Origin of the sequence: Nonomuraea helvata, from assembly GCF_039535785.1 — a bacterium.
Classification (GTDB): domain Bacteria; phylum Actinomycetota; class Actinomycetes; order Streptosporangiales; family Streptosporangiaceae; genus Nonomuraea; species Nonomuraea helvata.
The window spans coordinates 2679659-2706636 of the sequence record NZ_BAAAXV010000001.1 but is presented as its reverse complement, the minus strand read 5'-3'; the positions used below and the strand labels follow the sequence as shown (position 1 = coordinate 2706636).

At 68.4% G+C, this 26978-nt stretch carries 27 protein-coding genes; 23 read left to right on the top strand and 4 right to left on the bottom strand.

Features of this window, described 5'->3' with window-relative positions:
* Positions 1 to 44 precede the first annotated feature (44 nt).
* The 15 genes from ffh (at position 45) to dprA (ending at position 13911) form a co-directional block, all read left to right on the top strand.
* A complete protein-coding gene (ffh, locus tag ABD830_RS12500) occupies positions 45 to 1592 on the top strand; it encodes a signal recognition particle protein (RefSeq protein WP_344986839.1) in 1548 nt (515 codons plus the stop codon).
* A gap of 434 nt (positions 1593 to 2026) precedes the next feature.
* Positions 2027 to 2467, top strand: a complete 441-nt coding sequence (gene rpsP, locus ABD830_RS12495; protein ID WP_344986838.1) for a 30S ribosomal protein S16 — start codon at positions 2027 to 2029, stop codon at positions 2465 to 2467.
* 1 nt (position 2468) lies between these two features.
* Entirely contained in the window at positions 2469 to 2714 is a 246-nt protein-coding gene (locus ABD830_RS12490) for an RNA-binding protein (protein WP_113699978.1), read from the top strand.
* 65 nt (positions 2715 to 2779) lie between these two features.
* Positions 2780 to 3280, top strand: a complete 501-nt coding sequence (gene rimM, locus ABD830_RS12485; RefSeq protein WP_344987673.1) for a ribosome maturation factor RimM — start codon at positions 2780 to 2782, stop codon at positions 3278 to 3280.
* Complete coding sequence (gene trmD / locus ABD830_RS12480; RefSeq protein ID WP_344986837.1) at positions 3280 to 4059, top strand: tRNA (guanosine(37)-N1)-methyltransferase TrmD; 780 nt, start codon at positions 3280 to 3282, stop codon at positions 4057 to 4059. Before rimM ends, trmD begins: the two co-directional genes overlap by 1 nt.
* A 135-nt stretch (positions 4060 to 4194) precedes the next feature.
* Positions 4195 to 4557: a 50S ribosomal protein L19 gene (gene rplS / locus ABD830_RS12475; RefSeq protein ID WP_344986836.1), complete on the top strand. Its 363-nt coding sequence runs from the start codon at positions 4195 to 4197 to the stop codon at positions 4555 to 4557.
* A 140-nt stretch (positions 4558 to 4697) separates the two neighbouring features.
* The gene (lepB, locus tag ABD830_RS12470; protein ID WP_344986835.1) at positions 4698 to 5561 is read left to right on the top strand and encodes a signal peptidase I; all 864 of its coding nucleotides are present in this window, start codon (positions 4698 to 4700) and stop codon (positions 5559 to 5561) included.
* A complete protein-coding gene (lepB, locus tag ABD830_RS12465; protein WP_344986834.1) occupies positions 5561 to 6157 on the top strand; it encodes a signal peptidase I in 597 nt (198 codons plus the stop codon). The genes lepB (ABD830_RS12470) and lepB (ABD830_RS12465) overlap by 1 nt, the downstream gene beginning before the upstream one ends.
* A gap of 52 nt (positions 6158 to 6209) precedes the next feature.
* Positions 6210 to 6878, top strand: a complete 669-nt coding sequence (locus tag ABD830_RS12460) for a ribonuclease HII (RefSeq protein ID WP_344986833.1) — start codon at positions 6210 to 6212, stop codon at positions 6876 to 6878.
* 39 nt (positions 6879 to 6917) lie between these two features.
* Positions 6918 to 7241: a DUF2469 domain-containing protein gene (locus ABD830_RS12455; protein WP_026215037.1), complete on the top strand. Its 324-nt coding sequence runs from the start codon at positions 6918 to 6920 to the stop codon at positions 7239 to 7241.
* A 211-nt stretch (positions 7242 to 7452) separates the two neighbouring features.
* The gene (locus ABD830_RS12450; RefSeq protein WP_344987672.1) at positions 7453 to 7890 is read left to right on the top strand and encodes a Fur family transcriptional regulator; all 438 of its coding nucleotides are present in this window, start codon (positions 7453 to 7455) and stop codon (positions 7888 to 7890) included.
* Between the two features lie 32 nt (positions 7891 to 7922).
* On the top strand, positions 7923 to 10154 hold the full coding sequence (gene katG / locus ABD830_RS12445) for a catalase/peroxidase HPI (RefSeq protein ID WP_344986832.1): 2232 nt from the start codon (positions 7923 to 7925) through the stop codon (positions 10152 to 10154).
* A gap of 180 nt (positions 10155 to 10334) precedes the next feature.
* Positions 10335 to 10688: a YraN family protein gene (locus ABD830_RS12440; protein ID WP_344986831.1), complete on the top strand. Its 354-nt coding sequence runs from the start codon at positions 10335 to 10337 to the stop codon at positions 10686 to 10688.
* Positions 10689 to 12224, top strand: a complete 1536-nt coding sequence (locus ABD830_RS12435; protein ID WP_344986830.1) for a YifB family Mg chelatase-like AAA ATPase — start codon at positions 10689 to 10691, stop codon at positions 12222 to 12224.
* A 478-nt stretch (positions 12225 to 12702) separates the two neighbouring features.
* A complete protein-coding gene (dprA, locus tag ABD830_RS12430; RefSeq protein ID WP_344986829.1) occupies positions 12703 to 13911 on the top strand; it encodes a DNA-processing protein DprA in 1209 nt (402 codons plus the stop codon).
* Positions 13912 to 14345: 434 nt separating this feature from the next.
* Here dprA and ABD830_RS12425 read toward each other — a convergent pair whose 3' ends face one another.
* Positions 14346 to 14945: a TetR/AcrR family transcriptional regulator gene (locus ABD830_RS12425; protein ID WP_344986828.1), complete on the bottom strand. Its 600-nt coding sequence runs from the start codon at positions 14943 to 14945 to the stop codon at positions 14346 to 14348.
* Between the two features lie 34 nt (positions 14946 to 14979).
* Between ABD830_RS12425 and ABD830_RS12420 the strand changes: the two genes are divergently transcribed.
* On the top strand, positions 14980 to 15852 hold the full coding sequence (locus ABD830_RS12420; RefSeq protein ID WP_344986827.1) for an alpha/beta fold hydrolase: 873 nt from the start codon (positions 14980 to 14982) through the stop codon (positions 15850 to 15852).
* A 322-nt stretch (positions 15853 to 16174) separates the two neighbouring features.
* Positions 16175 to 17068, top strand: coding sequence for a tyrosine recombinase XerC (locus tag ABD830_RS12415; RefSeq protein WP_344986826.1), 894 nt, complete (start codon positions 16175 to 16177; stop codon positions 17066 to 17068).
* Positions 17069 to 17238: 170 nt separating this feature from the next.
* Here ABD830_RS12415 and ABD830_RS12410 read toward each other — a convergent pair whose 3' ends face one another.
* Complete coding sequence (locus tag ABD830_RS12410; RefSeq protein ID WP_344986824.1) at positions 17239 to 18177, bottom strand: M23 family metallopeptidase; 939 nt, start codon at positions 18175 to 18177, stop codon at positions 17239 to 17241.
* Positions 18178 to 18390: 213 nt separating this feature from the next.
* Complete coding sequence (locus ABD830_RS12405; protein ID WP_344986823.1) at positions 18391 to 19923, bottom strand: MFS transporter; 1533 nt, start codon at positions 19921 to 19923, stop codon at positions 18391 to 18393.
* A 71-nt stretch (positions 19924 to 19994) separates the two neighbouring features.
* Between ABD830_RS12405 and ABD830_RS12400 the strand changes: the two genes are divergently transcribed.
* The 6 genes from ABD830_RS12400 (at position 19995) to ABD830_RS12375 (ending at position 25917) form a co-directional block, all read left to right on the top strand.
* Positions 19995 to 20603, top strand: coding sequence for an ArsR/SmtB family transcription factor (locus tag ABD830_RS12400; RefSeq protein WP_344986822.1), 609 nt, complete (start codon positions 19995 to 19997; stop codon positions 20601 to 20603).
* A 301-nt stretch (positions 20604 to 20904) separates the two neighbouring features.
* Positions 20905 to 21831 carry a 30S ribosomal protein S2 gene (gene rpsB / locus ABD830_RS12395; RefSeq protein WP_344986821.1) on the top strand — a complete coding sequence of 309 codons (927 nt, stop codon included), beginning with the start codon at positions 20905 to 20907 and terminating at the stop codon, positions 21829 to 21831.
* A 654-nt stretch (positions 21832 to 22485) separates the two neighbouring features.
* Complete coding sequence (tsf, locus tag ABD830_RS12390; protein WP_344986820.1) at positions 22486 to 23319, top strand: translation elongation factor Ts; 834 nt, start codon at positions 22486 to 22488, stop codon at positions 23317 to 23319.
* A gap of 214 nt (positions 23320 to 23533) precedes the next feature.
* Complete coding sequence (gene pyrH, locus ABD830_RS12385) at positions 23534 to 24232, top strand: UMP kinase (RefSeq protein WP_344987671.1); 699 nt, start codon at positions 23534 to 23536, stop codon at positions 24230 to 24232.
* Between the two features lie 43 nt (positions 24233 to 24275).
* Positions 24276 to 24833, top strand: coding sequence for a ribosome recycling factor (gene frr, locus ABD830_RS12380; RefSeq protein WP_344986819.1), 558 nt, complete (start codon positions 24276 to 24278; stop codon positions 24831 to 24833).
* A 244-nt stretch (positions 24834 to 25077) separates the two neighbouring features.
* Positions 25078 to 25917 (top strand): phosphatidate cytidylyltransferase, encoded by an 840-nt coding sequence (locus ABD830_RS12375; RefSeq protein ID WP_344986818.1) that lies wholly within the window; start codon positions 25078 to 25080, stop codon positions 25915 to 25917.
* A 28-nt stretch (positions 25918 to 25945) separates the two neighbouring features.
* Here the strand turns inward: ABD830_RS12375 and ABD830_RS12370 are convergent, their stop codons facing one another.
* Positions 25946 to 26971: a suppressor of fused domain protein gene (locus ABD830_RS12370; RefSeq protein WP_344986817.1), complete on the bottom strand. Its 1026-nt coding sequence runs from the start codon at positions 26969 to 26971 to the stop codon at positions 25946 to 25948.
* Between the last annotated feature and the right edge of the window lie 7 nt (positions 26972 to 26978).

The window sequence follows — 26978 nt, the reverse complement described above, 5'->3', positions numbered from 1 at the left end:
CTGGAGTCTTAGACGTTCATTCGCTTCGAGGACTGGCCAACCACGTGTTCGAGACGCTTTCCGACCGGTTGACATCGGTCTTCTCCTCCCTCAGGTCCAAAGGCCGGCTGTCCGATGCCGACATCGACGCCACCACCCGCGAGATCCGCATCGCCCTGCTGGAGGCCGATGTCGCTCTCCCGGTGGTCAAGGCGTTCGTCGCCCAGGTCAAGGAGCGCGCCCGCGGCGCCGAGGTCTCCCAGGCGCTCAACCCGGCGCAGCAGGTCGTCAAGATCGTCAATGACGAGCTGATCGCGATCCTCGGCGGCGAGACCCGCAGGCTCCGCCTGGCGAAGACGCCGCCGACCGTCATCATGCTCGCGGGTCTGCAGGGCTCGGGTAAGACGACCCTGGCGGGCAAGCTCGCCAAGTGGCTGCGCGAGCAGGGGCACGCGCCCCTGCTCGTCGCCGCCGACCTGCAGCGCCCCAACGCCGTCCAGCAGCTCCAGGTCGTGGGCGAGCGCGCCCAGGTCGCGGTCTACGCCCCCGAGCCGGGCAACGGCGTGGGCGACCCGATCGAGGTCTCCCGCAGGTCGGTCGACGAGGCCAGGCGCCTGCAGCACGACATCGTCATCATCGACACCGCCGGCCGCCTGGGCATCGACCAGGAGATGATGAAGCAGGCCGCCGACATCCGCGACGCGGTCTCGCCCGACGAGGTCCTGTTCGTGGTCGACGCCATGATCGGCCAGGACGCCGTCACGACGGCGCAGGCGTTCATGGACGGCGTCGGCTTCGACGGGGTCGTGCTGACCAAGCTCGACGGCGACGCCCGGGGTGGCGCCGCCCTCTCGGTCCGGCACATCACGGGCCGGCCGATCATGTTCGCCTCCATGGGCGAGAAGCTGGAAGACTTCGACGCCTTCCACCCCGACCGGATGGCCTCCCGCATCCTCGACATGGGTGACATCCTCACCCTGATCGAGCAGGCCCAGAAGACGTTCGACGAGGAGCAGGCCGCCAAGATGGCGAGCAAGCTCACCTCGGGCGAGAACTTCACGCTCGAGGACTTCCTCGAGCAGATGATGATGGTCCAGAAGATGGGGCCCATCAAAAACCTGCTGGGCATGATGCCCGGCATGGGGCAGATGCGCGATCAGCTCAACTCCATCGACGACCGCGACCTCGACCGCATCGCCGCCATCATCCGCTCGATGACGCCCGGCGAGCGCCAGGACCCCAAGATCATTAACGGCTCGCGCCGGGCCCGCATCGCGGCCGGCTCCGGCGTCTCGGTCACCGCCGTGAGCAACCTCGTCACCCGCTTCTTCGATGCACAGAAGATGATGAAGCGGATGGCGGGCGGCATGGGCATCCCGGGCATGCCGGGCGGTCGTGGCAAGGCGGCCAAGGCGCAGAAGAAGGCCAAGAAGGGGCGGCGCGTCAGCGGCGACCCGCGCAAGGCCGCGCTCGGCAAGGCCCCCGCCGACGCATCCGCCGACGAGCCCAAGAAGGGTGGCGTGCTCGGCAACCTCGGTGGCAAGCTGCCGCCGGGCATGGAGCTGCCGCCGGGCTTCGACCCGTCCAAGCTCCGGCTGCCCGGGCAGAAGTAAACCGCCGCCGGGACCTTCATCTCCCGGCGGCCGCCCTTCCGGCTGCTTCGCCTTCCGGGGACGCGCCGTTCCCGCGCGGGGCTGCCTTGTGGTGGCGGCCTCGTGCCGCTTGCACGGGCCGCTGCGCGAGCGGTGGCACCTTGGCGGCATGCCCTTCGCACAGACCGCCACGCGTGGGTCGGTCTCTTGCGTCCGACGGTGTCCACGTCCGTGACGTCGGGCAAGAGGCGTTCGGGCGCGGACCGCGCGCCGCGCCGTACAGGACGTCGATGGCAGTGCCGTCGATCTGGCACAATGACATGTTGGAACACCGTGACCAGGCGGGTGCCCTCTCACCTCCCGCCGGACACGCCTGTCCCTGGAGCGTCGTCCCGTCGTGCCCCACTCGGCGAGATGCCGTTCACCCACGCTCGAATGCAGGAGAGACCACACCAGTGGCAGTCAAGATCAAGCTCAAGCGGCTCGGAATGATCCGCAACGCTCAATACCGCATCGTCGTCGCTGACAGCCGCACCAAGCGTGACGGCCGGGCGATCGAGGAGATCGGCCTGTACCACCCGAAGGAGAACCCTTCGCGCATCGAGGTCAACGCTGAGCGTGCGGCCTACTGGCTGGGTGTCGGCGCGCAGCCGACCGAGCCCGTGCTCAAGCTGCTCAAGCTCACCGGTGACTGGCAGAAGTTCAAGGGCGAGGCCGCTCCGGCGCCCCTGAAGGTCGCCGAGCCCGCGCCCGACCGTCACGCCCTCTACGAGGCCGCGGCCAAGGAGGCGCTGTCCGGTGGCGACACCGGCACGGCCGCCACCACGCCGAAGAAGGCCAAGAAGAAGGAAGAGGCCGAGGCCCCCGCCGAGACCCAGGCCGAGGGCGAGGCCTGACGTGCTCGAGGAGGCTCTCGAGCACCTCGTCAAGGGCATCGTCGAACATCCAGACGATGTCCGGGTCCGCGCACGCCGCATTCGCAGCGGGCGCGTCCTGGAGGTCCGGGTGCACCCCGAGGACCTGGGCAAGGTCATCGGACGCGGCGGGCGCACCGCCAAGGCGCTGCGCACCGTTGTGAACGCCCTGGCCGACGGGAAGTACGTGCGGGTCGATCTGCTCGATCTGCACGAAACAGTCCGTTAGCGTCAGGTTTCCGCGCCCTCATCGGCTCTGACGGCCGATGGGGGCGCTTGCGTTAGGAGTTCATGTTGCAGCTGGTCGTCGGCCGGATCGGCCGTCCACATGGGGTACGCGGTGAAGTCACCGTCGAGGTGCTCACCGACGATCCCGAGCTGCGCTTCGCCGTGGGCGCGTCGATCACGACGGACCCCGGCGACAGGGGGCCGCTCGTCGTCGAGGGCCGCCGCCGGCACAAGGACATGCTGCTGCTGGCGTTCGAGGGCGTCCACGACCGCGACGCGGCGGAGGAGCTGCGGGGCACCATGCTCGTCATCGACTCGGCCGACGTGGTGCCGTCTGACGACCCCGACGAGTTCCACGATCACGAGCTCATCGGGCTGGCGGTGGAGACCACGTCGGGCGAGCCCGTGGGCGAGGTCACCGACGTCCTGCACCACGGCCAGGACCTCCTGGTGGTGCGGCGGAGCGGGGCGGACGAGGCGCTCATCCCGTTCGTCAAGGTCCTGGTGCCCGAGGTCGACCTGGCGGCGGGCCGGCTGATCGTCGACCCGCCAGAGGGCCTGCTCTGATGCGGCTCGACATCATCACGATCTTCCCCGAGTACTTCGCGCCGCTCGACGTCTCGCTGATCGGCAAGGCCCGAGAGCGCGGCACGCTCGACGTACGCGTGCACCAGCTCCGGGACTGGGCCCACGACGTGCACAAGACCGTGGACGACACCCCCTACGGCGGGGGGCCCGGCATGGTCATGAAGCCCGAGGTGTGGGGCGAGGCCGTCGACGACGTGATCGGCGACGGCGCGCCGCGGCTGATCGTGCCGACGCCGAGCGGGCGGCCGTTCACGCAGGAGCTGGCGCAGGAGCTGGCGGGGGAGCCGTGGCTGCTGTTCGCGTGCGGGCGGTACGAGGGCATCGACTCGCGGGTCATGGCCGAGTACGGCTCGCGGCTGCGCGTGGACGAGGTCAGCATCGGCGACTACGTGCTGGCCGGGGGCGAGGTGGCGGTGCTGGTCATGGTCGAGGCCGTCGGAAGGCTGCTTCCCGGCGTGCTCGGCAACGCCCAGTCGGTCGTGGACGACTCGTTCGCGCCCGGTTCCATGAGGAATCTGGTCGAAGGACCCGTCTACACCAAGCCGCCCGTCTGGCGGGGGCATGAGGTGCCCGATGTGCTGCTGTCCGGGCACCACGGGAAAGTCGCCAGATGGCGGCGGGATCAGGCGCTGCGCCGTACCGTGCTGAACAGGCCGGAGCTGGCGGCGGCGCTCGACCCCGAGACGCTCGACAAGCACGACAGGAAGCTCCTGGAGGAGCTCTCGTTTCGCGTCGGGCGCGAAGATATGGCAAACTGAATCGCTACCAACCTCATGTGGTTGGTTCGTCATGCCCGGGAAACGTCCCGGGCACACCAGATCAGCAAGCGCGTCCGCCGCGAGCCACGGCCGGGTGGACCTCCGCGTGCTCACGAGGACTTGAGGACAGCTCTCATGCACACGAAGATCCAGGAGCTCGAGAAGGCGACCCTGCGCAGCGACGTGCCGGATTTCCGCCCCGGTGACACGCTCGAGGTCCACGTACGAGTCGTCGAAGGAAACCGCTCCCGTATCCAGGTCTTCAAGGGCTTCGTGCTGCGCAGGCAGGGCAGCGGCGCCCGCGAGACCTTCACGGTCCGCAAGGTCAGCTACGGCGTCGGCGTCGAGCGCACCTTCCCCGTGCACAGCCCGGTCATCGAGAAGATCGCGCTCGTGACCCGCGGCGACGTGCGTCGCGCCAAGCTCTACTACATGCGTGACCTGCGCGGCAAGGCCGCCCGCATCCGCGAGAAGCGCGAGACCACGCCCGCGAAGTAACCTGGTCTTTCTCGGTGGCCCGCGCCTTCGCGCGGGCCATTCGGCTTTGCAGGCCGTTTCCTTTATGCGGAGCGACTCGTGCATGGGTGTAACGTCGGTCCGGGCTTGTCGAGCCGACGCATCATCTAGGCTCGTCAGCGATGACTAGCGAGAGCCAGGAGCACGGCGCTGCGCGCCGCCCTGTCGAGGACGAGGTGGACGTGGTCGCCGAAGAGACTCAGAAGCCGGCAAAAGATGGGAAAAATGAGAAGAAGGGGTCGTTCTGGAAAGAACTTCCCGTTCTTGTCGTTGTCGCGCTGGTGCTGGCCCTGATCATCAAGACGTTTGTGGTCCAGGCCTTCTACATTCCATCGGAGTCGATGGAGAACACCCTGCTGAAAAACGACAGGGTCCTGGTCAACAAGCTGGTCTACCACACCCGTGACATCGAGCGCGGCGACGTGGTGGTGTTCTCGGGCGTCGACTCCTGGGACGGCGAGTTCCAGATGGAGGAGCCGTCCAACCCGGTCGCGGGGTTCTTCCGGTGGGTCGGCACGGCGTTCGGCCTCGTGCCCGGCGAGAAGGACTACATCAAGCGGGTCATCGGCGTCGGGGGCGACCACGTCAAGTGCTGCGACTCCAAGGGACGCATCACGGTCAACGGCACGCCCATCGACGAGGAGAGCTATCTCTATCCGGGCAATGTGCCGTCCGACAGGTTCTTCGACATCAAGGTGCCGGACGAGCGGCTGTGGGTGATGGGCGACCACCGGTCGGTCTCGCTCGACTCCCGCTCCCACACCGGTGACGCCGGTGGCGGCTCCATCCCCGTGAGTCAGGTCGTCGGGCGCGCCTTCGTGATCGTCTGGCCGTTCAACCGGGCGACCTCGATCGACATTCCCGCCACGTTCGCGCAACCGGCGCTTCAGGCGCTCGGTGACTCCGTGCCGATGCTCGCCGGGTTCGCGTTCGCCGTACCCTTGATCTTGGTTCGTCGCCGCTGGTTGGGCAGGAGGAGGCGTTGATGGCCGTCACCAAGAAGGCGGAGGGTGTGGGGAAAGAGAAGAAGAAGGGTGGTTTCCGCGAGACCGTCCTGCTGCTGGTCCTCGGAGTGGGCATCGCGCTGCTGCTGCAGGCGTTCGTGGTCGGCTCTTTCTACATTCCGTCGGAGTCGATGGAGAACACTCTGCTGATCAACGACCGGGTCTTCGTCAACAAGCTCTCGGGCAAGCCCGAGCGCGGCGACATCGTGGTGTTCAAGGGCTGGACCACCGGCGAGGACACCATCAAGCGGGTTATCGGCATCGGCGGCGACAAGGTGGTGTGCTGCGACTCCAAGAAGCGCATCACCGTCAACGGCACCCCGCTGGACGAGCAGTCCTACCTCTTCCCCAATGATTACGCTTCCGGCGATAAGTTCAACGTCACGGTGCCTGCGGGCAAGCTCTGGCTCATGGGTGACCACCGCAGCGCCTCGGCCGACTCGCGGGCCCACATGGACGAGCCCGGAGGCGGGTTCATCTCGGAGAACGACGTGATCGGCAAGGCCGTGGTGCGTTACTGGCCGCTGTCGCGGGGCTATCTCTTCTCCCGTCCTGACACCTTCGACAAGGTCAAGTAGCGGTCGCTTCCGGTCGCGGTTCGCGGCGTATGGGGCGTACGCTGCCTCTGTCATGACAGTTGCGTTCCGTCCTCGGCCGAGTGTCGTCCGGCGCGATTCCGGGCTCTATGCCTATGAGCGGGCACTCGCCCGCCGCGGCCTCACCCCCATCGCGGGCGTCGACGAGGCCGGCCGCGGCGCCTGCGCGGGGCCGCTCGTCGTCGCGGCCGTGATCCTGCGCAGGCAGATCGACGGCCTCGGCGACTCGAAGCTGCTGAGCCCGGCGGTGCGCGAACGCCTCTACGACCAGATTCTGCGCGTCTCCCACATCGGCATAGTGATCATCTCGCCGGGGGAGATCGACGCTAAAGGTCTGCACAAATGCAACGTTTCAGGAATGCGGCGCGCTGTCGCGCAGTTGCCCTGTGATCCGGAGTACATCTTGACGGACGGCTTCCCGGTGCCCGGGCTGCCGGCGCCGTCGCTGGCCGTGTGGAAGGGGGATCAGGTGGCCGCGTGCGTGGCGGCCGCGTCGATCGTGGCCAAGGTGACCCGAGACCGCCTCATGGTCACGCTCGACGAGCGTTACCCGCAGTACGGCTTCGCGGAGCACAAGGGGTATGTCACACCAGGACACCGGCTGGCGCTGGAAACGCACGGTCCGTGTCCTGATCACCGTTACTCCTTCGTCACGGTGGCGAGGGGGATGGGTGAAAATGAAATGGGGGCCGGGGTTGCCTGACCAGGCAAACCGGGGGACCGGTACGACAGGAGGACCGCGATGAGCGCAGAGGATCTCGAAAAGTACGAAACCGAGATGGAGCTGCAGCTTTACCGCGAATACCGGGATGTCGTCGGTTTGTTCACATACGTGGTGGAGACTGAGCGGCGGTTCTACCTGACCAACTCGGTCGATCTCGACGTCCGCACCGCGGAGAACGGCGATGTCTTCTTCGACGTGAAGATGCAGGACGCCTGGGTGTGGGACATGTATCGACCGGCGCGATTCGTCAAGAACGTGCGGGTGGTCACGTTCAAGGACGTGAACGTGGAGGAATTGGCCAAGGCGGACCTGGAGATGCCCAAGGAGGGCTTCTCGGGCTGACTGCTCCGGCCTCCCAGAACTTTCGCCCTGGGGCTCGCCCTGTTGATGCTGGCCCCTGCGCTGCCATGTCCTGCTGCCGTCGCTTTGCGTACAGGGACGGTCACCTACTGGCGTGGCGCTGCCACGTCCACGGCCGGACCCCGGCGCGGCGCTAGACTTGAACCATTCAATCCCTTGTATGATTCGCGTTTATGAAGTCAGGTACGGCGTCATGACCGCGCCCAGCTCTCCGAACATCGCCGAGGAGCTGCGCGGAGCGGGCCTGCGGGTGACGGCCGCCCGCGTCGCGCTGCTCGAGACCGTCCGGGACGGTGACCACCTCGATGTCGAGGCGATCGCCTCCGGGGTGCGCGAACGCGTAGGCCACGTCTCACTTCAAGCCGTGTACGAGGCCCTTCACGCGCTCACCGCGGCGGGGCTCGTACGCCGCATCGAACCGTCCGGCAGCCCGGCCCGGTTCGAGGGACGCGTCGGGGACAACCACCATCACGTCGTGTGCCGGTCGTGCGGCGTCGTCGCTGACGTCGACTGCGCGGTCGGCCACGCGCCCTGCCTGACCGCGTCGAACGACCACGGCTTCACCATCGACGAGGCCGAGGTCATCTACTGGGGCCTGTGCCCCGACTGTTCCGCTGCCCTCAGTTCCTGAGCGCTCGTGTCCGCATAGCCGGAGGGATTCCCATGTCCGAAAACCATGACGCAATCGTCACAGACGCGAAGACGGAGGGCGGAGACGGTTGCCCGGTCGCGCACGTGCGCGCCCCGCACCCGACTCAGGGCGGTGGAAACCGCCAGTGGTGGCCGGAGCGGCTCAACCTGAAGATCCTCGCCAAGAACCCCGCCGTGGCCAACCCCCTCGGTGCGGAGTTCGACTACGCGGAGGCGTTCAAGGGCCTCGACCTGCCGGCCGTGAAGCGGGACATCGCGGAGGTGCTGACGACCTCGCAGGACTGGTGGCCGGCCGACTTCGGGCACTACGGCCCGTTCATCATCCGGATGGCGTGGCACAGCGCGGGCACGTACCGGATCAGCGACGGCCGTGGCGGCGCCGGGGCCGGCCAGCAGCGCTTCGCGCCCCTCAACAGCTGGCCGGACAACGGGAACCTCGACAAGGCCCGCCGGCTGCTCTGGCCGGTCAAGAAGAAGTACGGCCAGAAGCTCTCGTGGGCCGACCTCATGATCCTGGCCGGCAACGTCGCCCTGGAGTCGATGGGCTTCAAGACCTTCGGCTTCGCCGGCGGCCGTGCGGACGTCTGGGAGCCCGACGAGGACGTCTACTGGGGCCCCGAGACCACCTGGCTCGGTGACGAGCGCTACACCGGCGACAGGGAGCTGGAGAGCCCTCTGGGCGCGGTCCAGATGGGCCTCATCTACGTCAACCCAGAGGGCCCCAACGGCAACCCGGACCCGCTGGCCGCGGCCCGTGACATCCGTGAGACGTTCCGCCGGATGGCGATGAACGACGAGGAGACGGTCGCCCTGATCGCGGGCGGTCACACGTTCGGCAAGACCCACGGTGCGGGCCCGGCCGACCACGTCGGCCCCGACCCCGAGGCCGCCTCGATCGAGGAGCAGGGCTTCGGCTGGCGGAACTCGTTCGGCACCGGCAAGGGCGCCGACACGATCACCAGCGGTCTCGAGGGCATCTGGACGAACACCCCGATCACCTGGGACAACAGCTTCTTCGAGATCCTGTTCGGCTACGAGTGGGAGCTGTTCAAGAGCCCCGCGGGCGCGCACCAGTGGCGGCCGAAGGACGGCGCCGGGGCCGGCACCGTCCCCGACGCGCACGACCCGTCGAAGAGCCACGCTCCGACGATGCTGACGACCGACCTCTCGCTCCGGTTCGACCCGGTCTACGAGCAGATCTCGCGGCGCTTCCTCGAGAACCCCGACGAGTTCGCGGACGCCTTCGCCCGCGCGTGGTTCAAGCTGACCCACCGCGACATGGGCCCGGTCGCGCGCTACCTCGGCCCGGAGGTCCCGGCCGAGACGCTGCTGTGGCAGGACCCCCTCCCCGCGGTGACGCACGAGCTCGTCGACGCCGAGGACATCGCCTCGCTCAAGAGCCAGATCCTCGCCTCGGGCCTGTCGGTGTCCGAGCTCGTGTCCACCGCGTGGGCGTCGGCCTCGTCCTTCCGCGGCAGCGACAAGCGCGGCGGCGCCAACGGCGCCCGCATCCGCCTCCAGCCGCAGAGCGGGTGGGAGGTCAACGATCCCGACCGGCTGGCGACGGTGCTGGGCACCCTGGAGGGGATCCAGAAGGCCTTCAACGGCGCCCAGACGGGCGGCAGGCAGGTCTCGCTCGCCGACGTGATCGTCCTCGCCGGCGGCGCGGCCGTCGAGAAGGCCGCCAAGGACGCCGGTTTCGACGTCCAGGTGCCCTTCACGCCGGGCCGCGTGGACGCCTCGCAGGAGGAGACCGACGTGGAGTCGTTCGCCGCTCTCGAGCCGGCCGCCGACGGGTTCCGCAACTACCTCGGCAAGGGCAACCGCCTGCCGGCCGAGTACCTGCTGCTCGACCGGGCGAACCTGCTGACCCTGAGCGCCCCCGAGATGACCGCCCTCGTCGGTGGGCTCCGCGTCCTGGGCGCGAACTACCAGCAGTCGCCGGTCGGCGTCTTCACCACGACCCCCGGGGCCCTGACCAACGACTTCTTCGTCAACCTGCTCGACCTGGGCACGACGTGGAAGTCGACGTCCGAGGACGCGAACACGTTCGAGGGCCGCGACGCCGCCACGGGCGAGGTCAAGTGGACCGGCAGCCGGGCCGACCTGGTCTTCGGGTCGAACTCCGAGCTGCGCGCGCTCGCTGAGGTCTACGCGAGCGACGACGCGAAGGAGAAGTTCGTGAACGACTTCGTCGCGGCGTGGGTCAAGGTCATGAACCTGGACCGGTTCGACCTCGTGTGATCATGACCTCCAGGCCGGCCCGCACCGGCCGGCCTGGAGGTCCTGTCCTGGCAGGGCATATCCACAACCGGGTGGTAACCCCCACCCTTCATCCCCAGAACGCCGTTCGGCCCCTTCTCCGCCACCCCTCATCCGCGAAGGTCAGTGCCTGACCAGGAGCGGACCCGACGGAGGTGGCACATGGCCGCGAAGCAGGACCTCGGCAAACAGGGCGAACAGGTAGCCGTGACCTACCTGGAGGCCGAGGGGATGAAGATAATCGGCCGTAACTGGCGCTGCCGCCACGGCGAGATCGACATCATCGCCGAAGACGGCCCCGACCTGGTCGTCGTCGAGGTCAAAACCCGATCAGGCAGATCCCACGGCACAGCCCTGGAGTCCGTGAGCCGGGCCAAGCTGGCCCGGCTGCGCATGCTCTCCGCCGCCTGGCTGGCCACGCAGTCGCGCACGTTCGCCGCCGTGCGGGTGGATGTGATCGCCCTCGAGCGCTTCGCCGGTGACTTCGCCCTCAATCACGTACGGGGGGCGATCTAGATGGCCGTGGCCCGCACCCGCAGCGTAGCCGTCATCGGAGTCACGGGCCGCATCGTCGAGGTCGAGGCCGACGTGGGCAACGGCCTGGCAGGCATCCACCTCATCGGCCTGCCCGACACGGCGCTCAGCGAGGCCCGCGACCGGGTCAGATCCGCCACGGTCAACAGCAGTTACCCCTGGCCCGACGCCCGCATCATCGTCAGCCTCTTCCCGGCCAGCCTGCCCAAGCGAGGCTCGCAGTTCGATCTGGCCGTGGCCGTGGCCATCCTGAGCGCCGCCGGAGTGATTCCCGCCGAACGCATCGCGGAGCCGTTCTTCCTGGGCGAGCTCGGACTCGACGGCCGCATACGGCCCGTACGTGGCGTGCTGCCCTCCATCCTCGGCGCGGCCGAGCACGGGGACGTCACGGTCGTCGTCCCCTCCGGAAACTCAGCCGAGGCCGGCCTGGTGCCCAACGTCAAGGTGGTCCCGGTGTCCCACCTGCGTCAGCTCGTGGAGTGGCTGCGCAAGGGAGAGGAAGCCCCGGAGTCGCGAGCCGAGGAGTGCGCGGAGCCGCTCAGACCCGCCACCGAGCCGGCGGTGGACCTGGCGGACGTGGTCGGGCAGCCGGTCGCCCGCCGGGCCCTTGAGGTGTGCGCGGCAGGCGGTCACAACCTGTGGATGCTCGGCCCGCCGGGCACCGGCAAGACCATGCTGGCCGAGCGCCTGCCCACCCTCCTGCCGGACCTGGAGCTCGACCATGCCCTGGAGGTCACGGCCATCCACTCGGTCGCGGGCGTCCTGCCGCCTAACGCCCCCATGATGAGCAGACCCCCGTTCGTCGCCCCGCACCACACGGCGACGTCGGCCGCGATCATCGGCGGCGGCAGCGCCACCGTGCGCCCTGGGGCGGTCTCCCTCGCCCACAGGGGCGTGCTCTTCCTGGACGAGGGCCCCGAGTTCCCCCGCCATGTGCTCGACGCGCTGCGGCAGCCGCTGGAGTCCGGTCGCGTGACGGTCTCCAGATCGGCGGGCTCGGTCACGTTCCCGGCGAGGTTCATGCTGGTGCTGGCGGCCAATCCCTGCCCCTGCGCCCAGTCGGAGGACCAGGGCGAGAGCTGCAAGTGCACGCCCACGATCAGGCGCCGCTACCTGGGCAGGCTCTCCGGCCCGCTGCTCGACCGCATCGACATGAAGGTCACCGTGGCCCGCTCGTCCAGACGCGAGCTCCTGGCCGACCGTCAGTTCGTGGAGACGAGCAAGACGGTGGGCGAACGCGTGTTCGTGGCCCGCGAACGAGCCGCCGAACGGCTGGCCGGCACCCCTTGGCGTACGAACGCCGAGATCCCCTCGGCCCTCCTCCATTCCGACTACCGTCCGTCCAGCGAGGCCATGAAGCCCATGACGTCCTGCCTGGACTCGGGCGCCCTCACCGCCCGCGGTCTCGACCGGGTCGTACGCGTGGCCTGGACGCTCTCCGACCTGGCCGGCAAGGATGCCCCGGAGCAGGACGAGACCAACGCCGCACTCGGCTTCTGGCTCGGGGTGCAGTCGTGACGCCGACACCCACTTCCTCTCCCGACCATCTGAAGCGCCGCTCATCGCCTCGTTCGGCTCGAGTCGCGGCCCACCCGGCCTCTGGTCCTGCACCCCTTTAGGAGCCCTCATGTCCACCCCAGCCGGGAGCAGCACCAGCACCGCCGCCGGCACTGCGACCTCCAGCGACGCTTCCACCGAGACCGGAGCAGGCCCTGGGACTGCCACCAGCGCCGGCACCGCCGCCATCAGCGCCCACACCGGCACCGGCGCAGGCAGTGCCACCGGCGCTGGCACCGGCGCTGGCACCGGCACCACGCCCGCCGTAAACACAGCGCCCGGCACCGCCACAGGCAATGGTGCAGCCGTCGGCGTAGGTATGACCCAGGCCCAGAGCCGGCCCCAGAGCCGGCCCCAGAGCCGGCCCCAGAGCCGGCCTCAGACCGAGACTGAGGCGAGAGCCGCTCTCATGAGGGCCGCCGACGTCGGAGACCCCGTCATGGGCCGCTTGGTGATGCAGTACGGCGCCCCGGCGGCAGTGGAGGCGATCCGCGCACGCGCGCTGCCGCCCGAGTTCGCCGCCCAGGAGGCCCAGCGAGCCCATGAAGCCAAGCAGGACCGCACACCCGATCTGACCGCCCGCCTGAACGCCTGGCAGGCCCGCTTGGCGGCCGCCGACCCGGCAGCGGACCTCGAAGCCGGGGAGAGGTCGGGAGCCAGATTGATCATTCCCGGCAGCCCCGAATGGCCCACCCAACTGGACCAGCTAGGCCTGGGCCGCCCCCTGGGACTGTGGCTCCACGGGGCCGCCGACCTCCGCTTCTCCTGCCTCAGATCCGTCGCGGTGGTGGGAGCCAGAGCCGCGACGGCGTACGGCGCCCACATCGCTGCCGAGTTCGGCGTCGGTCTCAGCGAATCAGGCTGGTCCGTGGTGTCGGGAGGCGCTTTCGGCGTGGACGGCGCGGTCCACCGGGGCGCCCTGGCAGGCGGCTCCCCGACGGTGGTCGTCCTGGCCTGCGGGGTGGATGTCTGCTACCCGGCGGATCACGACACGTTGTTCGCCGCCGTCAGAGACCAGGGCGTCGTGATCAGCGAGTGCCCACCCGGCGTCCACCCCACCCGAGCCCGTTTCCTGATCAGAAACCGCCTGATAGCCGCTCTGTCGCGAGGCACGGTGGTGGTGGAAGCGGCCCTGCGCAGCGGCGCCCTCAACACAGCCGCCCACGCCCTGTCCCTCAACAGACACCTGGGCGCGGTCCCCGGGCCGGTCACGTCAGGCATGTCAGCCGGCTGCCACAAACTCCTCCGCGAGCGCAAAGCCGTATGCGTCACCTCGCCGGAGGAGATGATCGACCTCGTCGGCGTCATAGGCGACGACCTGGCCACTCCATCCCGACCCCCGGCGGTCCCCAGAGACAAACTCAATGAGACCACCCGCAAGGTCCTGGACGCGATCCCTGTCCGGGGCGGCGCAGGCCCCGCGTCCATCGCGGTCGCCGCAGGCGTCAGCCTGGACGCCGCCTTGAGCGCCCTGGGCGGCCTGGCGGCGGCAGGCTACATAGAACGAACCACGAGCGGCTGGCGCCTGCGCAAACAAACGGCCTCCTACCGCAAGGCCCCGGATTCCGCCGTCCTGGAACCGCCGCTCACCCCGGAGTCCGATCCGACCGACGAACCCCCGTTCCCGGACGACGACTTTCGTGCCTAGAGATGGCCCGGTCTTACCGGGGGAGTGCCGTCAGGTTCAGGCAAGGTGCCGGGGAGGACATCTGGCCGGCTCGGTCGTAGGTACCCGGGCTGAAGCTGGGGCCCTGAGCAGGAAGGACTGCGACAAAGTCGGGGTCACGGGTCGCCCATTCGCTCCGCCGGCCACCGCTCGAGCGGCACACTGTGTTTGCGGCCATCGTTCTGGTCTCCTTCGGTCTCGACCTAGGCCCACGAAGGACCAAGCGATGGCCGTCACGATTACGCCGCGTGACCAGCCCGAACTGGTGCATCACTCCCGCGGGCGCCACCTCGGCCCTACGCTGCGGCACCCCTGGTGGGCTCTGCCCCCTCCTCATTGTCGTCGCGGAGATATGGGTGCCATGAGCTTGGAAGCGGTTCAGCTTTGCGCGCCTGGGGCGTGAGGTGCACCCCGGGTCAAGCCCACAACTCATCAAGATGGCTGTTGAGGATCGCCAGCGCGGCCTCGGCAGTGCGCTGCGTTCCCAACACGCTCGACACCAGCCCGTTGGTCATGGCCAGGAGCCCGGCCGCTTTCACTGCCGGATCCACGTCGGCCGACACTTCTCCGGCCTCCTGCGCGGCGCGTATCTGCTTGGCCAGAAAGCCTTCGAGCATGTCTGGTTGCGGGGTGCCGTGCTGCTCGACGAACTGCGGGTCGCTGAGGACGAGCGAGTAGAAGGCGGCGTACGTACGGGCGATTCGCCGGCTTTCCGTATCGATGGGCAGGATGGTGGTCAAGACGGCCGTCACGACGGTGCGTGGCGTGGGCGGAGTATCAGCAACGGCGATCGACTGCCTCATGAGGGCATCGAGTTGCGCGCTCAAGCGCTCCAGAGCGTCTACGAGCAGCGCGTCCTTGGTCTGGAAGTAGTACTGCACCAGGCGGAGCGAGACATGGGCCTCGGCGGCTACGGCGCGCATGGTCACCTGCTGGAGGCCCTGGGCCTCGGCGATGCGCAACACCGCCTCGGCGATCTGCTTTCGACGCTGCTCATGATCAACTTGCAGAGGCATGTCGCTTGACCTTTCTTTATGATACGTATGTATCATGAAAATCGGTGAATTTACGGACGACGCCGCGAAGACCAGGTTCCTCGACCTCTACCAGCGCGCCTTCGACCGGCTCTGGCCGGGACCGCCGGCAGCAGTCGACGTGCCGACCGCGTTCGGCTCCACACGTGTTTACCGCGCAGGCCGAAGCGACGGCCCGCCGATCGTGCTGTTGCCGGGGGCGGGCGGGAATGCCCTGATGTGGCACCGCTACATCCGGACGCTCGGCGACCATCATCCATTGATCGCCGTCGACACGGTCGGAGAGGCAAGTGCCAGCGTCCAGCAGGCGCCGATCGATGACGGACGCGACGGCGCGGCATGGCTCGACGAACTACTGGCGGCCCTCGACGTGAACTCGGCACATGTCGTCGGCTGCTCATACGGCGGCTGGTTAGCGATACATCACGAGATCCATCGCCCTGGCCGGATCGCCAACCTCGTCCTCCTCGACCCCGCCGGCTTCGCTCTGCCGGGGCCGCGCTTCTTCGGCTGGGCGATCGCCGGAGGGCTGGCAGGCTTCGCGCCCCGGGCATTACGCCCTGGCCTGGCGAGATTGGTGGCCAACGGGACCATCCTGGAAACGGAGCTCATGAGTCTGATCCCGGCGTCCGCACGATACCGGCGCCGACTGCCGAACGCCCTCGTTTTCAGCGACGACGACCTACGCGCTCTCCGCACTCGTTCCTTGTTCCTCCTCGCGAGCCGCAGCGCCCTCCACAGGTCCCGACAGGTCGCAGACCGCCTGGCACGCATCGTGCCCGGTGCCGAGGTCGAGATCGTGCCTGGAGCTGGGCATGCGCTACCGATGGATCGCCCTGATCTCGTGACGGAGCGCATCCTCCAGTTCGTTGCCGCTGGTGATGAGTAGAGAGCTTTACGCGGGTCCTGTGCCTTTCTGGTCTGTGGCCTGAATGGCTTTTCCTTGGAACTGCTTCGGTGCGTTCGACGATCCGATTGGCGCACGCATCCGACTTCGGCGCGGGCGGCGGCTTGGCGCGGCTCCGGCCACGTCGCATCCCTCGCATTTCCCACTTCCGATCTTGGGCGGTGATTTGCGGATGGAGTGGGTTGGTGTGGGGCAAGGATGCTTCTCGTGAGGTGCTTGTGACGGTGACGGGCACTTTTCGGAGCGGTGGTGAGCTTGGCTGTGAGTGGGAGAGTGGGTACGGCGGGAGGCGACGATTTTGGAGATGGGTGAGGGCGTCGGCCGGGACGAAGTGGTGGCGGAGTTCGGCCGGCACCTGCGGTTCGAGAGGGACCTTTCGCCGCACACCGTGCGGGCCTATCTGGCTGACGTGAACTTGCTGCTTGATCACGTGGACGGGCGGCTCGAGGGGCTCGACATCGGGGTGCTGCGAGAGTGGCTGGCTGAGCAGCACCGCGAGGGGAAGGCGCGGACCACTCTGGCGCGGCGGACCGCTTGTGTGCGTACCTTCACCGCTTACTGCCATCGCCGCGGCTGGCTGGCCGCCGATCCCGGGTTGCTGCTGGGAAGCGCCAAGGCGGCGCGGCCGTTGCCTTCCGTGCTCGACCAGGAGCAGGCACAGGCCGTCCTCGAGGTCCCTTCGACAGGCGAGCCCAAGGAACTGCGGGACCAGGCCATCCTTGAGCTGCTGTACGCCACTGGTGTGCGGGTGAGTGAGCTGTGTGCGCTCGATGTCGACGATGTGGATCGGGACCGGCGCGTCGTCAGGGTGTTCGGTAAGGGGCGTAAGGAACGGTCTGTGCCGTTCGGGCTGCCCGCACTTCGGGCGGTGGACAGATGGTGCATCCACGGGCGGCCGTTGTGGGTGCGGGCTCGGACAGGAGCTGCGCTCTTCCTTGGGGTGCGAGGTGGGCGCATCGACGCGGGGACCGTTCGGCGAGTGGTGCATGCGCGGCTGGCTCAGGTGGAGGGTGTGCCGGACATGGGGCCGCATGGGTTGCGGCACAGCGCGGCGACGCACCTGCTCGAGGGCGGCGCGGATCTGCGGAGCGTCCAGGAACTGCTGGGGCACGCGTCGCTGAACACCACGCAGATCTACACGCATGTCTCGATCGATCGTCTGAGAGCGGCGTATCGTCAGGCGCACCCCAGAGCCTGAGGCCGGGATGTGGCGGTCAAGCCCGCCTGTGATCGGTCTTCGAGATCCCTGCCGACCCTCTTGAGCTGCTCCCTGGTGCTGGTCCACCTCGTCAGTCCGCGTCCTGGCGTTGGTGTCGAGCTTCGTGCTGACGGCACTGCTCGCCTGCTGGGTCGGTGGGCCTCCTGCTCTCATGGCGATGACGGCTGCCGGTGTCCTCGGGGTTTTCTCCGACGACGGTGCCTGCGGTGCTGGCCTCCTCTGTGAGTGTGCTGAGCCGTTCGAGTGCGCCGGTGGTGGCGTAGGACTGTGACGAGGATGACCATCCCGAACAGTGCGCCGCCCAGGCCGACGGCCGGTGCCGTGGGGGCCGAGGCTGAGCGGGCCAGTGAACCGAGGTCGGCGGGATCCCCTGGTCGCAGCGGACGGGGAACTGCTGGAGCTCTCGGTTGTTGCCGGTTGAGGCGCCGGGTGGCCTGACTCCTGGCCGCCACCTGCTCGAAGGCGCCCTCTCCCGTCGGCTCAAGGGCGTTCTCGGTTATGGCCCAGAACGGGAGGAGGCGGATGGGGGCGTGGCCCAGGAGCAGGAGGGGGTCGAGGTAGTGGGTGCCGCGTCGGAGACCCCAGTGCAGGCAGGACTCCTGGCAGTGCCCCGTCGCGGCCTCCATGACGCCGAGTGTTGAGCCTGCGGTGACAGGTTGGCCCCGGCGCACGGACGCTGCGACAGGGAGGTATGTCGTACGGAGGCCGCCCTCGTGCTCGACCGTGATCACGCCCCTTCCCGCTACGGGGCCGGCGAAGCGGACCGTGCCCGGCCCCGCTGCCAGGACCGGAGTGGCTGTGGGAGCGGCCAGGTCGAGGCCGCGATGTCCGGCCAGCCACGGCTCCGGCGGTGGGGTGAAGCGGCGCAGGATGCGGGGATGCCCGTCCAACGGCCAGCGCCAGGTGGGCGGGGAGGCTCTTGCCGGGGGAGCCATGAAGAGGACCATCGCGGCGACGGCGAAGAGCAGTGCCAGTGCTGTCAGGACTCCTCTGGCCGGCTTGGGGAGACGGCGGACGGGCGGTGGGACTTCGCGCCTTGTGCTGCGAAGGCAGCCTGCCTGTCGCCGGTTGCGGGGCTGGTCGTTCATGGCGCGAGTGTGGTTGATCGCGCCGGGGCGACGAGGAGGCGAACGGGATTCTGTGGATGGAGTGAGTCGCTGCTGATGACCTGTGGACAAGTGGATGGACGATGGCTTTGAGGCGGGCGAAGAGCTGCGATGATGGGCCTGCCGGTCGCCGGTGCCGTGCAGGTCGGTGACGGTTGTGATCTTGGGTGGGTGCGCAAGCGGCGGCGGGTGCGGTCAGAGGGTGGAACGGCGCTTGGTAGTGATCCAGGAAGCCATGTCGTGAGGCGAATCCGGGCTGGCGCCTGGCATTGCTGTGAGTACGCGTCGAGGCCGGTGCGGGCGTAGGGGCGACGTCCAGATCCAGATGGTGCTCAGGGCTACGCCGGCCGCGCAGATGAGGATTACCGGGCGTAGGCCGACGAACTCGGCCAGGACGCCTCCGGCTATGCCGCCGAGGGCCAGGACGCCCTGCACGGCGAAGGTCATGGTGGCGTTCACCCGGCCGCGGAGCTCTGGGGAGGTTTCGCGCAGGGTGATGGCGCCCATGCAGGTGGCGAAGGCCACGACGATGCCGCCTGTGATCGTTCCGGTGAGTGCGAGCAGCGAGAGTTTCCACCACAGCGGGCCGGTCAGCAGGCCCACCGCGAGGATCTCGATGGGGAAGAAGAGCACCGAGACGAGCAGGATGCGGTTCTCGCCGTAGCGCTTGGACAGGCGGGCCGTGGCCCAGGAGCCCAGCAGGCCGCCGATGCCGCTCAAGGCGATGAGGCCGCCTATCAGGGCCTTGGGGATGTTCAGCGTGTTGACCATGTAGAGCATGTAGACAGCCGTGTACGCCATCGCGAAGAAGTTGATCGTGACGCCCGCGCCCAGGAGAGCGCGGAGCACAGGGTGTGTGACGCTGGTCCGGAGGCCTTCCACGACGTCGCGCCACATGCCCCGGGAGGTCGCCGGCTCGTTCTTCTCCGGGGTCCGGATGGCGCGGAGCAAGAGCGCCGAGGCCAGGAAGGACAGGGCCTCCGCGAGTACGGCCAGCGGTGCCGTGAGGAGCTGGACCAGAAGACCCGCCAGGCTGGGGCCGCTGACCGAGGCCATGGAGTAGGAGGCGTGGAAGCCGGCCATCGCCTCAGTTCGCTGGGAGGGCGCGACGACTGCTGCGACATGGGGGAAGTTCGCGGCTCTGAACAGCACGCCGGCCGAGCCGATCACCAGGGCTACGGCGATCAACCAGGGGATGCTGAGGAGGCCGAGGAGCCAGGCCACGGGGACCGTGGCAGCGGCCGCACACGACACGAGCTCACAGGCGATCATCAGCGGGCGGTGCCGGGTGAGCCTGTCCGCGAGTGCGCCTGACTGGAGACCCACCAGGAGAGCGGGCACCGAAGCGGCGGCTGTCAGCACGCCCATCTGGGAAGGGGAGGCGGCCAGCAGGGTCACCGCGGTCAGGGGGATGGCCAGCTTGGACACCTCTGAGCCGGTGACCGAGATGGTGCGGGCCGTCCAGAGGAGGCGGTAGTCGCGCTGCTTTCGGAGTGGGGGTGGATCGGCCGCGCCTTCGTCGCTTGTGTCCGCGGCGGGGTTGTCCACGTCGGGGTTGGGATGGTCGGACCTGTGATTGCGTCCTGGGGCGCGGTCGAGAGCGGTGAATCCCTTTTCGGGATGCCGGTCGTGGGTGGTGAGTCCGGCTTCGGGGTGCTGGTGGTGACCGGTGCTGTTGGGGTCCGAGCCAAGGTGGGAGGGACGAGAGTTGTGAAGGGATTGCTTCATAACTGTGAAGATAACCCTTCATAGTTATGAAAGCAATGCTTCAGATCTGGGAGCGGGGTAGCCTTGGCCGCATGAGTGAGGGGCTCAGTGATCCCAAGGCGATGCGGGCGCTGGCCCACCCGGCGCGCCTGATGATCCTCAACCAGCTGGGCATCGAGGGGAGCGCCACCGCCACCGAAGTGGCCGAGATCGCGGGGATCACGCCCAGTGCCGCCAGTTATCACCTGCGCATGCTGGCCAAGTACGGGTTCGTTGAGGACGCGCCGCCGCGGGGGGACGGCAGGGAGCGGCTGTGGAAGCCCGCGGACGCGCCGATCAGCATCGCCTCGATTCCCGGCGATCAGCCGGATGTGCGGGATGCCAAGTTGTCGTTGATGCTGGCGTTCCGCCGGGATGCCAATGAAGCAGCGGATCGCGCGCTGGCCCAGGTCGAAAGGGAGTCCTCTGACTGGCGGGATGCCACGCGGTTCAGCCGTACCCGGATCAGGGTCGACGCCGAAGAGCTGGCCCGGCTCAGTGAGTCGATCGAGAAGCTGATCGAGCCGTACGTCGCCCGCCACCGTGATGAGAAGGACGCGCCGAGCGGGGCCAGGGTCGCCGAAGTGCAGCTCAACCTCTTTCCCGTGGCGAAGAGGTCGGCGCAGGGGCTGCCTACCGAGGATCACGACGCGGCGCGCTGAGCGGGGATGGATGGCTCTCGGCCGTCTCTCGTCGGCGGGTTGAGGGTGTCGCGCGCGCCGGGGATGAGAGATGGCTGTCTGACGGCTGGCGGTCAGGCTGGGCTGGTGTGGGAGGTAGACTTTTCGGTGGCCTGTGACCACAGGCCGACTTCGCATGTCCCATTGCGGACCGCGCCATCGGTCCGGGCTACACGCCCGGCTGGCGAGGTTTCGGGGCATCAGGGCGACAGACGATGCGCTGTCGCGGCACAACCGAGAATCGCGCCCATCCGCAGGGCGCCAAGACCTGGAGGACCAGCACATGGCCCCCGTCGTCACCATGCGACAGCTGCTCGAGAGCGGCGTTCACTTCGGTCACCAGACCCGGCGCTGGAACCCGAAGATGAAGCGGTTCATCTTCACCGAGCGCAACGGCATTTACATCATTGACCTGCAGAAGTCGCTCTCGTACATCGACCGCGCGTACGACTTCGTCAAGGAGACTGTCGCCCACGGCGGCACCATCCTGTTCATCGGCACCAAGAAGCAGGCTCAGGAGGCCATCTCCGAGCAGGCCGCCCGGGTCGGCATGCCGTACGTCAACCAGCGTTGGCTGGGCGGCATGCTCACCAACTTCTCCACCGTGCACAAGAGGCTCCAGCGGCTGAAGGAGCTCGAGGAGCTCGACTTCGACAACGTCGCGGGCTCGGGGCTCACCAAGAAGGAGCTCCTCATGCGCCGCCGCGAGAAGGACAAGCTCGAGCGCACGCTGGGCGGCATCCGTGACATGGGCCGCGTGCCCAGCGCGGTGTGGGTCGTCGACACCAAGAAGGAGCACATCGCGATCAGCGAGGCCAAGAAGCTTGGCATCCCTGTCGTCGCGATCCTCGACACCAACTGCGACCCCGACGAGGTCGACTACCCGATCCCGGGCAACGACGACGCCATCCGCGCCGTCGGCCTGCTGACCAGGGTTGTCGCCGACGGTGTCGCGGCCGGTCTGATGGCCCGCTCCGGTGCCGCCCGTGGTGACGAGAAGCCGGCCGCCGCCGAGCCGCTGGCCGAGTGGGAGCGCGAGCTCATCGAGCAGGGCACCAGTGAGGCCCCGGCCGCCGAGGCGGAAGCCGCTGCTCCGGCAGCTGAGGCCCCCGCTGAGGCTCCCGCTGAGGCCCAGGCTGAAGCCCCGGCTGAGGCTGCTCCCGAGGCTGCCGCTCCCGCCGCCGAGGGCGACGCCGAGCAGCAGGCCTGACGCCGAGGTCCTCGGTCCCCAGGCATCCGGGTACGGGCCGCGCCGACCAGGTGGGTGAATACTCCACCAGGTAGGGCGCGGTCCCGCTCCCGGCGGACAGCGGCAAGGCAAAGGATCTTCCTGGTCGCCCCGGCAGGATGTCGGGGCAAAGGACGACTCCGATGCCAGGCGCGGGCCAGGGTCCCCGCCCTGGGCGGACGGTCGCCGAGCCAAGGCCAAGGTCCCGCGCTGGCCAACGGTTGCCGAGCCGAGGCGGGGTCCGGTTGGGCGGGCGATCGCCGAGCTGAGGCGGGGTCCCGCTGGGCGGGCGATCGCCGGGTGAAGGCCACGGTCCCGCTGGGTACACGGTTGCCCAGCCGGGCGGCCTGCTGAGCTCGGGCTGGGCGCGGTGGTCGAGTCGGACTACCGGATCTGGGCCGGGTGCGGTGCCGGGACAGGTGGCGTCGGTGCTAGGCGCTGTCGGTCCAGGATGGTAAGCCAGGGCGAGGCTGGGCAGTATGCCAGGCGAGCCGGGGCCGAGAAGCAAGACAAAGGCTGACGCAAGACAAAGGCTTCCGTACGGCAAGCGCCTGCCGTACCAGAACCAGGGTGGGCGACCGGACTACGGAGCCCACCCGATCCACGACGACGACGAAATCCCACAAGGAAAAAGCAATGGCTTCCGTGAACATGGCCGATGTCAAGCGGCTTCGCGAGATCACCGCTGCCGGCATGATGGACTGCAAGAAGGCGCTTGAAGAGTCTGAGGGCGACTTCGACCGCGCGATCGAGCTGCTGCGCCTCAAGGGCGCCAAGGACGTGGGCAAGCGAGAGGCGCGCACCGCCTCCAACGGCCTCGTCGCGCTCAAGCAGGACGGCGACTCCTCCGCCGCGCTGCTCGAGCTCAACTGCGAGACCGACTTCGTGGCCAAGGGCGAGCGCTTCCAGGAGCTTGCCGCCCAGGTCGTCGCGCACATCCTCGAGACCAAGCCCGCCGAGGTGGCGACGCTGCTCGAGTCGTCCTTCGACGGCAAGACCGTCAAGGAGCACCTCGACATCGCCAACGCCGCGCTGGGCGAGAAGATCGAGATCCGCCGCTTCGCGGTGCTCGAGGGCGGCTACATCGGTGCGTACATGCACAAGACGGACCCGGCGCTGCCCCCGGCGGTCGGCGTGCTGGTCCAGCTGGACAAGCCGAACGCCGAGGTCGCCAAGGACATCGCGCAGCACGCTGCCGCGATGGCCCCGCAGTACCTCAAGCCGGCCTCCGTTCCCTCCGAGGTCGTCGAGAAGGAGCGCAAGCTCTTCGAGGAGATGACCCGCGAGGAGGGCAAGCCCGAGGCTGCCATCGGCAAGATCGTCGAGGGTCGCGTGAACGGCTGGTACAAGGACTTCACGCTCCTCCAGCAGGCCTTCGTCAAGGACAACAAGAAGAGCGTGGGCAAGTACGCCGAAGAGAACGGTGTCGAGGTCCAGGCCTTTGTCCGCTTCAAGGTCGGTCAGGCTTAGGCTTAGTGCAGCTCACCAGCTAGGGCGGGCCGTCAGCGGGACGGAGCCCGTCAGCTGGGGCAGCAAGGCAAGAGACGAGCCACCAGCCCTATCGACCCACCGAACGAAGGAGGCCGCCGCCGTGCAGGACCACCGGGAGACAGCCCACGAATCCACACGGACGGCGGCTTCCCCATCTCCGAACCCGCACAATCCACTGAGGTGGAAGCGGGTGATGCTGAAGCTGTCAGGGGAGGCGTTCGCCGGGGGCGAGCCGTTGGGCATCGACCCGGTGGTCGTCGATCACCTGGCCGATTCGATCACCGAAGCGGTCAAGGAGGGTGTGCAGGTCGCTGTCGTGGTCGGCGGCGGCAACATGTTCCGCGGCGCCACCCTGTCGCAGGGAGGCATCGACCGCACCAGGGCCGACTACATGGGCATGCTCGGCACGGTCATCAACTGCCTCGCCCTCCAGGACTTCCTCGAACGGCGGGGCGTCGAGACGCGCGTGCAGACCGCCATCACCATGCAGCAGGTGGCCGAGCCGTTCCTGCCGCGCCGGGCGATCAGGCACCTCGAGAAGGGCCGCGTGGTCATCTTCGGCGCCGGACTCGGCTCGCCGTTCTTCTCCACCGACACCGCGGCGTCCCAGCGAGCCCTGGAGATCGGCGCAGAGGCGCTGCTCAAGGGGACACAGGTGGACGGGATCTACGACTCCGATCCACGGAAAAATCCGGATGCGGTCAGGTTCGACCATCTTGACTACGGCGAGGTGCTGCTCCGTGACCTCGCGGTCATGGACGCCACCGCCATCAGCCTGTGCAAGGACAATGACCTGCCGATCGTGGTCTTCGACCTCATGGGCGAGGGCAACATCCTGCGAGCGGTACGCGGTGAGAAAATCGGCACGCTGGTGAGTCCCACAGGCAAATGAGGGAGCGAGCCCGACACCGCCAGCTAGAAGACAGGGAGCCGCTGTGATCGACGAAACCCTCCTCGAAGCCGAGGAAAAAATGGACAAGGCCGTCTCGGTCGCGAAGGAGGACTTCGCGACGATCCGTACTGGCCGCGTCACCCCCTCGATGTTCAACAAGATCAATGCTGAGTACTACGGCACGCCGACGCCCATCCAGCAGTTGGCGTCGTTCCACGTGCCGGAGGCGCGCATGGTGCTCATCCAGCCTTATGACAAGAGCTCGATGGGCGCCATCGAGAAGGCCATCCGCGATTCCGACCTCGGCGTCAATCCCACCGACGACGGCCAGGTGATCCGCGTGACGTTCCCGGAGCTGTCCGAGGAGCGCCGCAAGGAGTACATCAAGGTCGCCAGGAACAAGGGCGAGCACGCCAAGGTGTCGGTACGCAACATCCGCCGCTCCGCCAAAGAGGTCCTCGACAAGATGATCAAGGACGGAGAGGCGGGCGAGGACGAGGTCAGGCGGGCCGAGAAGGAGCTCGACGACCTCACCCAGAAGCACGTCGCGAAGATCGATGAGCTGCTCAAGCACAAGGAAGCCGAGCTGCTCGAGGTCTGAGCGGCACGCCGCAGGGCGGACCCCGTTCAGCGGGCCGCCGCGGGTGGCGGGCTTGCGCCTACGGTGGGTCGCGGTCGCGGGCTGCCGGAGGTGGCAGGTCTGCACCTGCGGTGGGTCGCGTCGAGCGGGCCGCCGCAGGCTCTTGCGCCTACGGCGGTTCGCGTTCGGTGGGCCGCCGCAGGTAGCGGCTCTTGCATCTACGGCCCTCGCCCCGGGGCGGGGGCCGTGGCTCTTGGAGAACTCTGTGAATAACCGTACGGCTGGCACCAGCTCGAGCGGCGGCAGCCGTACCGGAAGGAACCTGCCTGCCGCGATCGCGGTCGGTCTGGTGCTGGGCGCCCTTGTCGTGGCCTCCCTCTACACGATCAAGGAACTGTTCCTGCTGGTGCTCGTCGGAGCCGTGGGCGTCGGCGTGCTGGAGCTGGTCAAGGCCTTCGCGACCCGCGACGTCAAGGTTCCGGCCGTGCCGGTGGTCGTGGGCATGGCGGCGATGCAGGCGGCGGCGTACTGGGGCGGGCCGGTGTGGCTGCTGGCCACGTTCGCGGTGTTCGCGTTCGTGCTGCTGATCTGGCGCATGTTCAGCGACGGGACCGAGGGCTACGTGCGGGACGCGTCGGCCTCGGTGCTCACGCTGTTCTATCCGTCCATGCTTGCGGCGTTCGCGGCCATGCTGCTGCGCGCCACGGACGGCGACAACCGGGTGCTGATCTTCATCGCGGTGACCGTGGCCAGTGACATCGGCGGCTACATCGCGGGCGTGCTGTTCGGTCGGCACAAGATGACGGTGATCAGCCCGAAGAAGACCTGGGAGGGGTTCGCTGGGTCGGTGGTCGCGTGCACGGCGGTCGGGGCCTGGCTGGTGACCTGGCTGATGCACGGCGCGATCTGGCAGGGAGCGCTGATCGGCGGGCTCGCGGCGCTGCTGGCGACCGTGGGCGACCTGATCGAGTCGATGATCAAGCGGGACCTCGGGATCAAGGATCTCGGCACCATCCTGCCCGGCCACGGCGGCCTGATGGACCGGCTCGACTCGCTGGTCACGACGCTGGTGCCGGTCTGGCTGCTGATGACGCTGTTCTTCTGATCAGCGCGCCCTCTGATCGGCGCGTCTTCTAGTCGGCGTGCTGCGCCTCCAGGGCCTCGGTGGTGACCGGTGAGATCCAGAGCCACCGTACGGCCTCCCCGCCGAACGCGAATCCCGACATGTCGGGCATGTGGGGTGCGTTGGCCAGCATCAGGACGCCCGAGTACCGCGGCCCCAACGGGAACGTCGAAGGCTCGTGATACCACTTCGCCGTGTGCCCGTGGCCCAGCCACGTGACCGAGTGCCACGGATACTGCGCCAGCCACACCAGCAGCAGCGCCGCGTCCCGCGGGTCCTCGCGGGTGGCCACGGCGAGCTCGATCCTGGCGTACGCGCCCGGCTTGTCGATCCACTGCTCAACTGTGGGCATGCGCTGGCAGCTCATCCCGACCGTGGACAGGACGGTGTAGCCGCGGCCCTCGTGCGGCGGACGCTCGGTGATCCCGACGGTCGGCAGCCGCTCGCCGCTGGCGTCCCAGTAGCGTCCCGCGGGCCCGAGCACCCGGTCCAGATGCCCCATCACGAACTGCTGGAACGACGGCCACGACCCCTCGTTGTGCCGCCAGCGCCAGTAGGACCTGGCGTTGGCGATGCGCGGCCGCAGCCCTTCGAGCGCCTCGGAGAGCGCCCAGGCGAACGGCGACTCGCCCACCGCGTCGCGGGCGTAACCGGGCATGCCCCTGCTCATGTCGGCCCAGCCGGGGATGACGGCCAGCAGGTCGTCGTCCTCGTACAGGGCGACCCCGTCCCCCTCCTCGAACCACAGCGCGGTGAGCTGCCCGAGCGGCCTGCGGCCGTCGGGGTGGGCGGTGTTGGCCCTGGGCATCAGCGGCGGCAGCCCGGCGTTGAGCCTGGCCAGGTCCACCACGGCCGGGGCGGGGCGATGGTTGGCCAGCCAGACGGCGCCGTGCACCGTGCCGTCCGGAGAGCACAGGTAAGCTACCGAGGAGTCCTCGTCCCGCTCGATCACGAGCGTCCGGCTCCCGTACGGGTTGCCGACGGCGAGTACGACCTCGGCGCCACCCTCGCCAGATGCCGACCGGAAAATCGCCATACGAGAT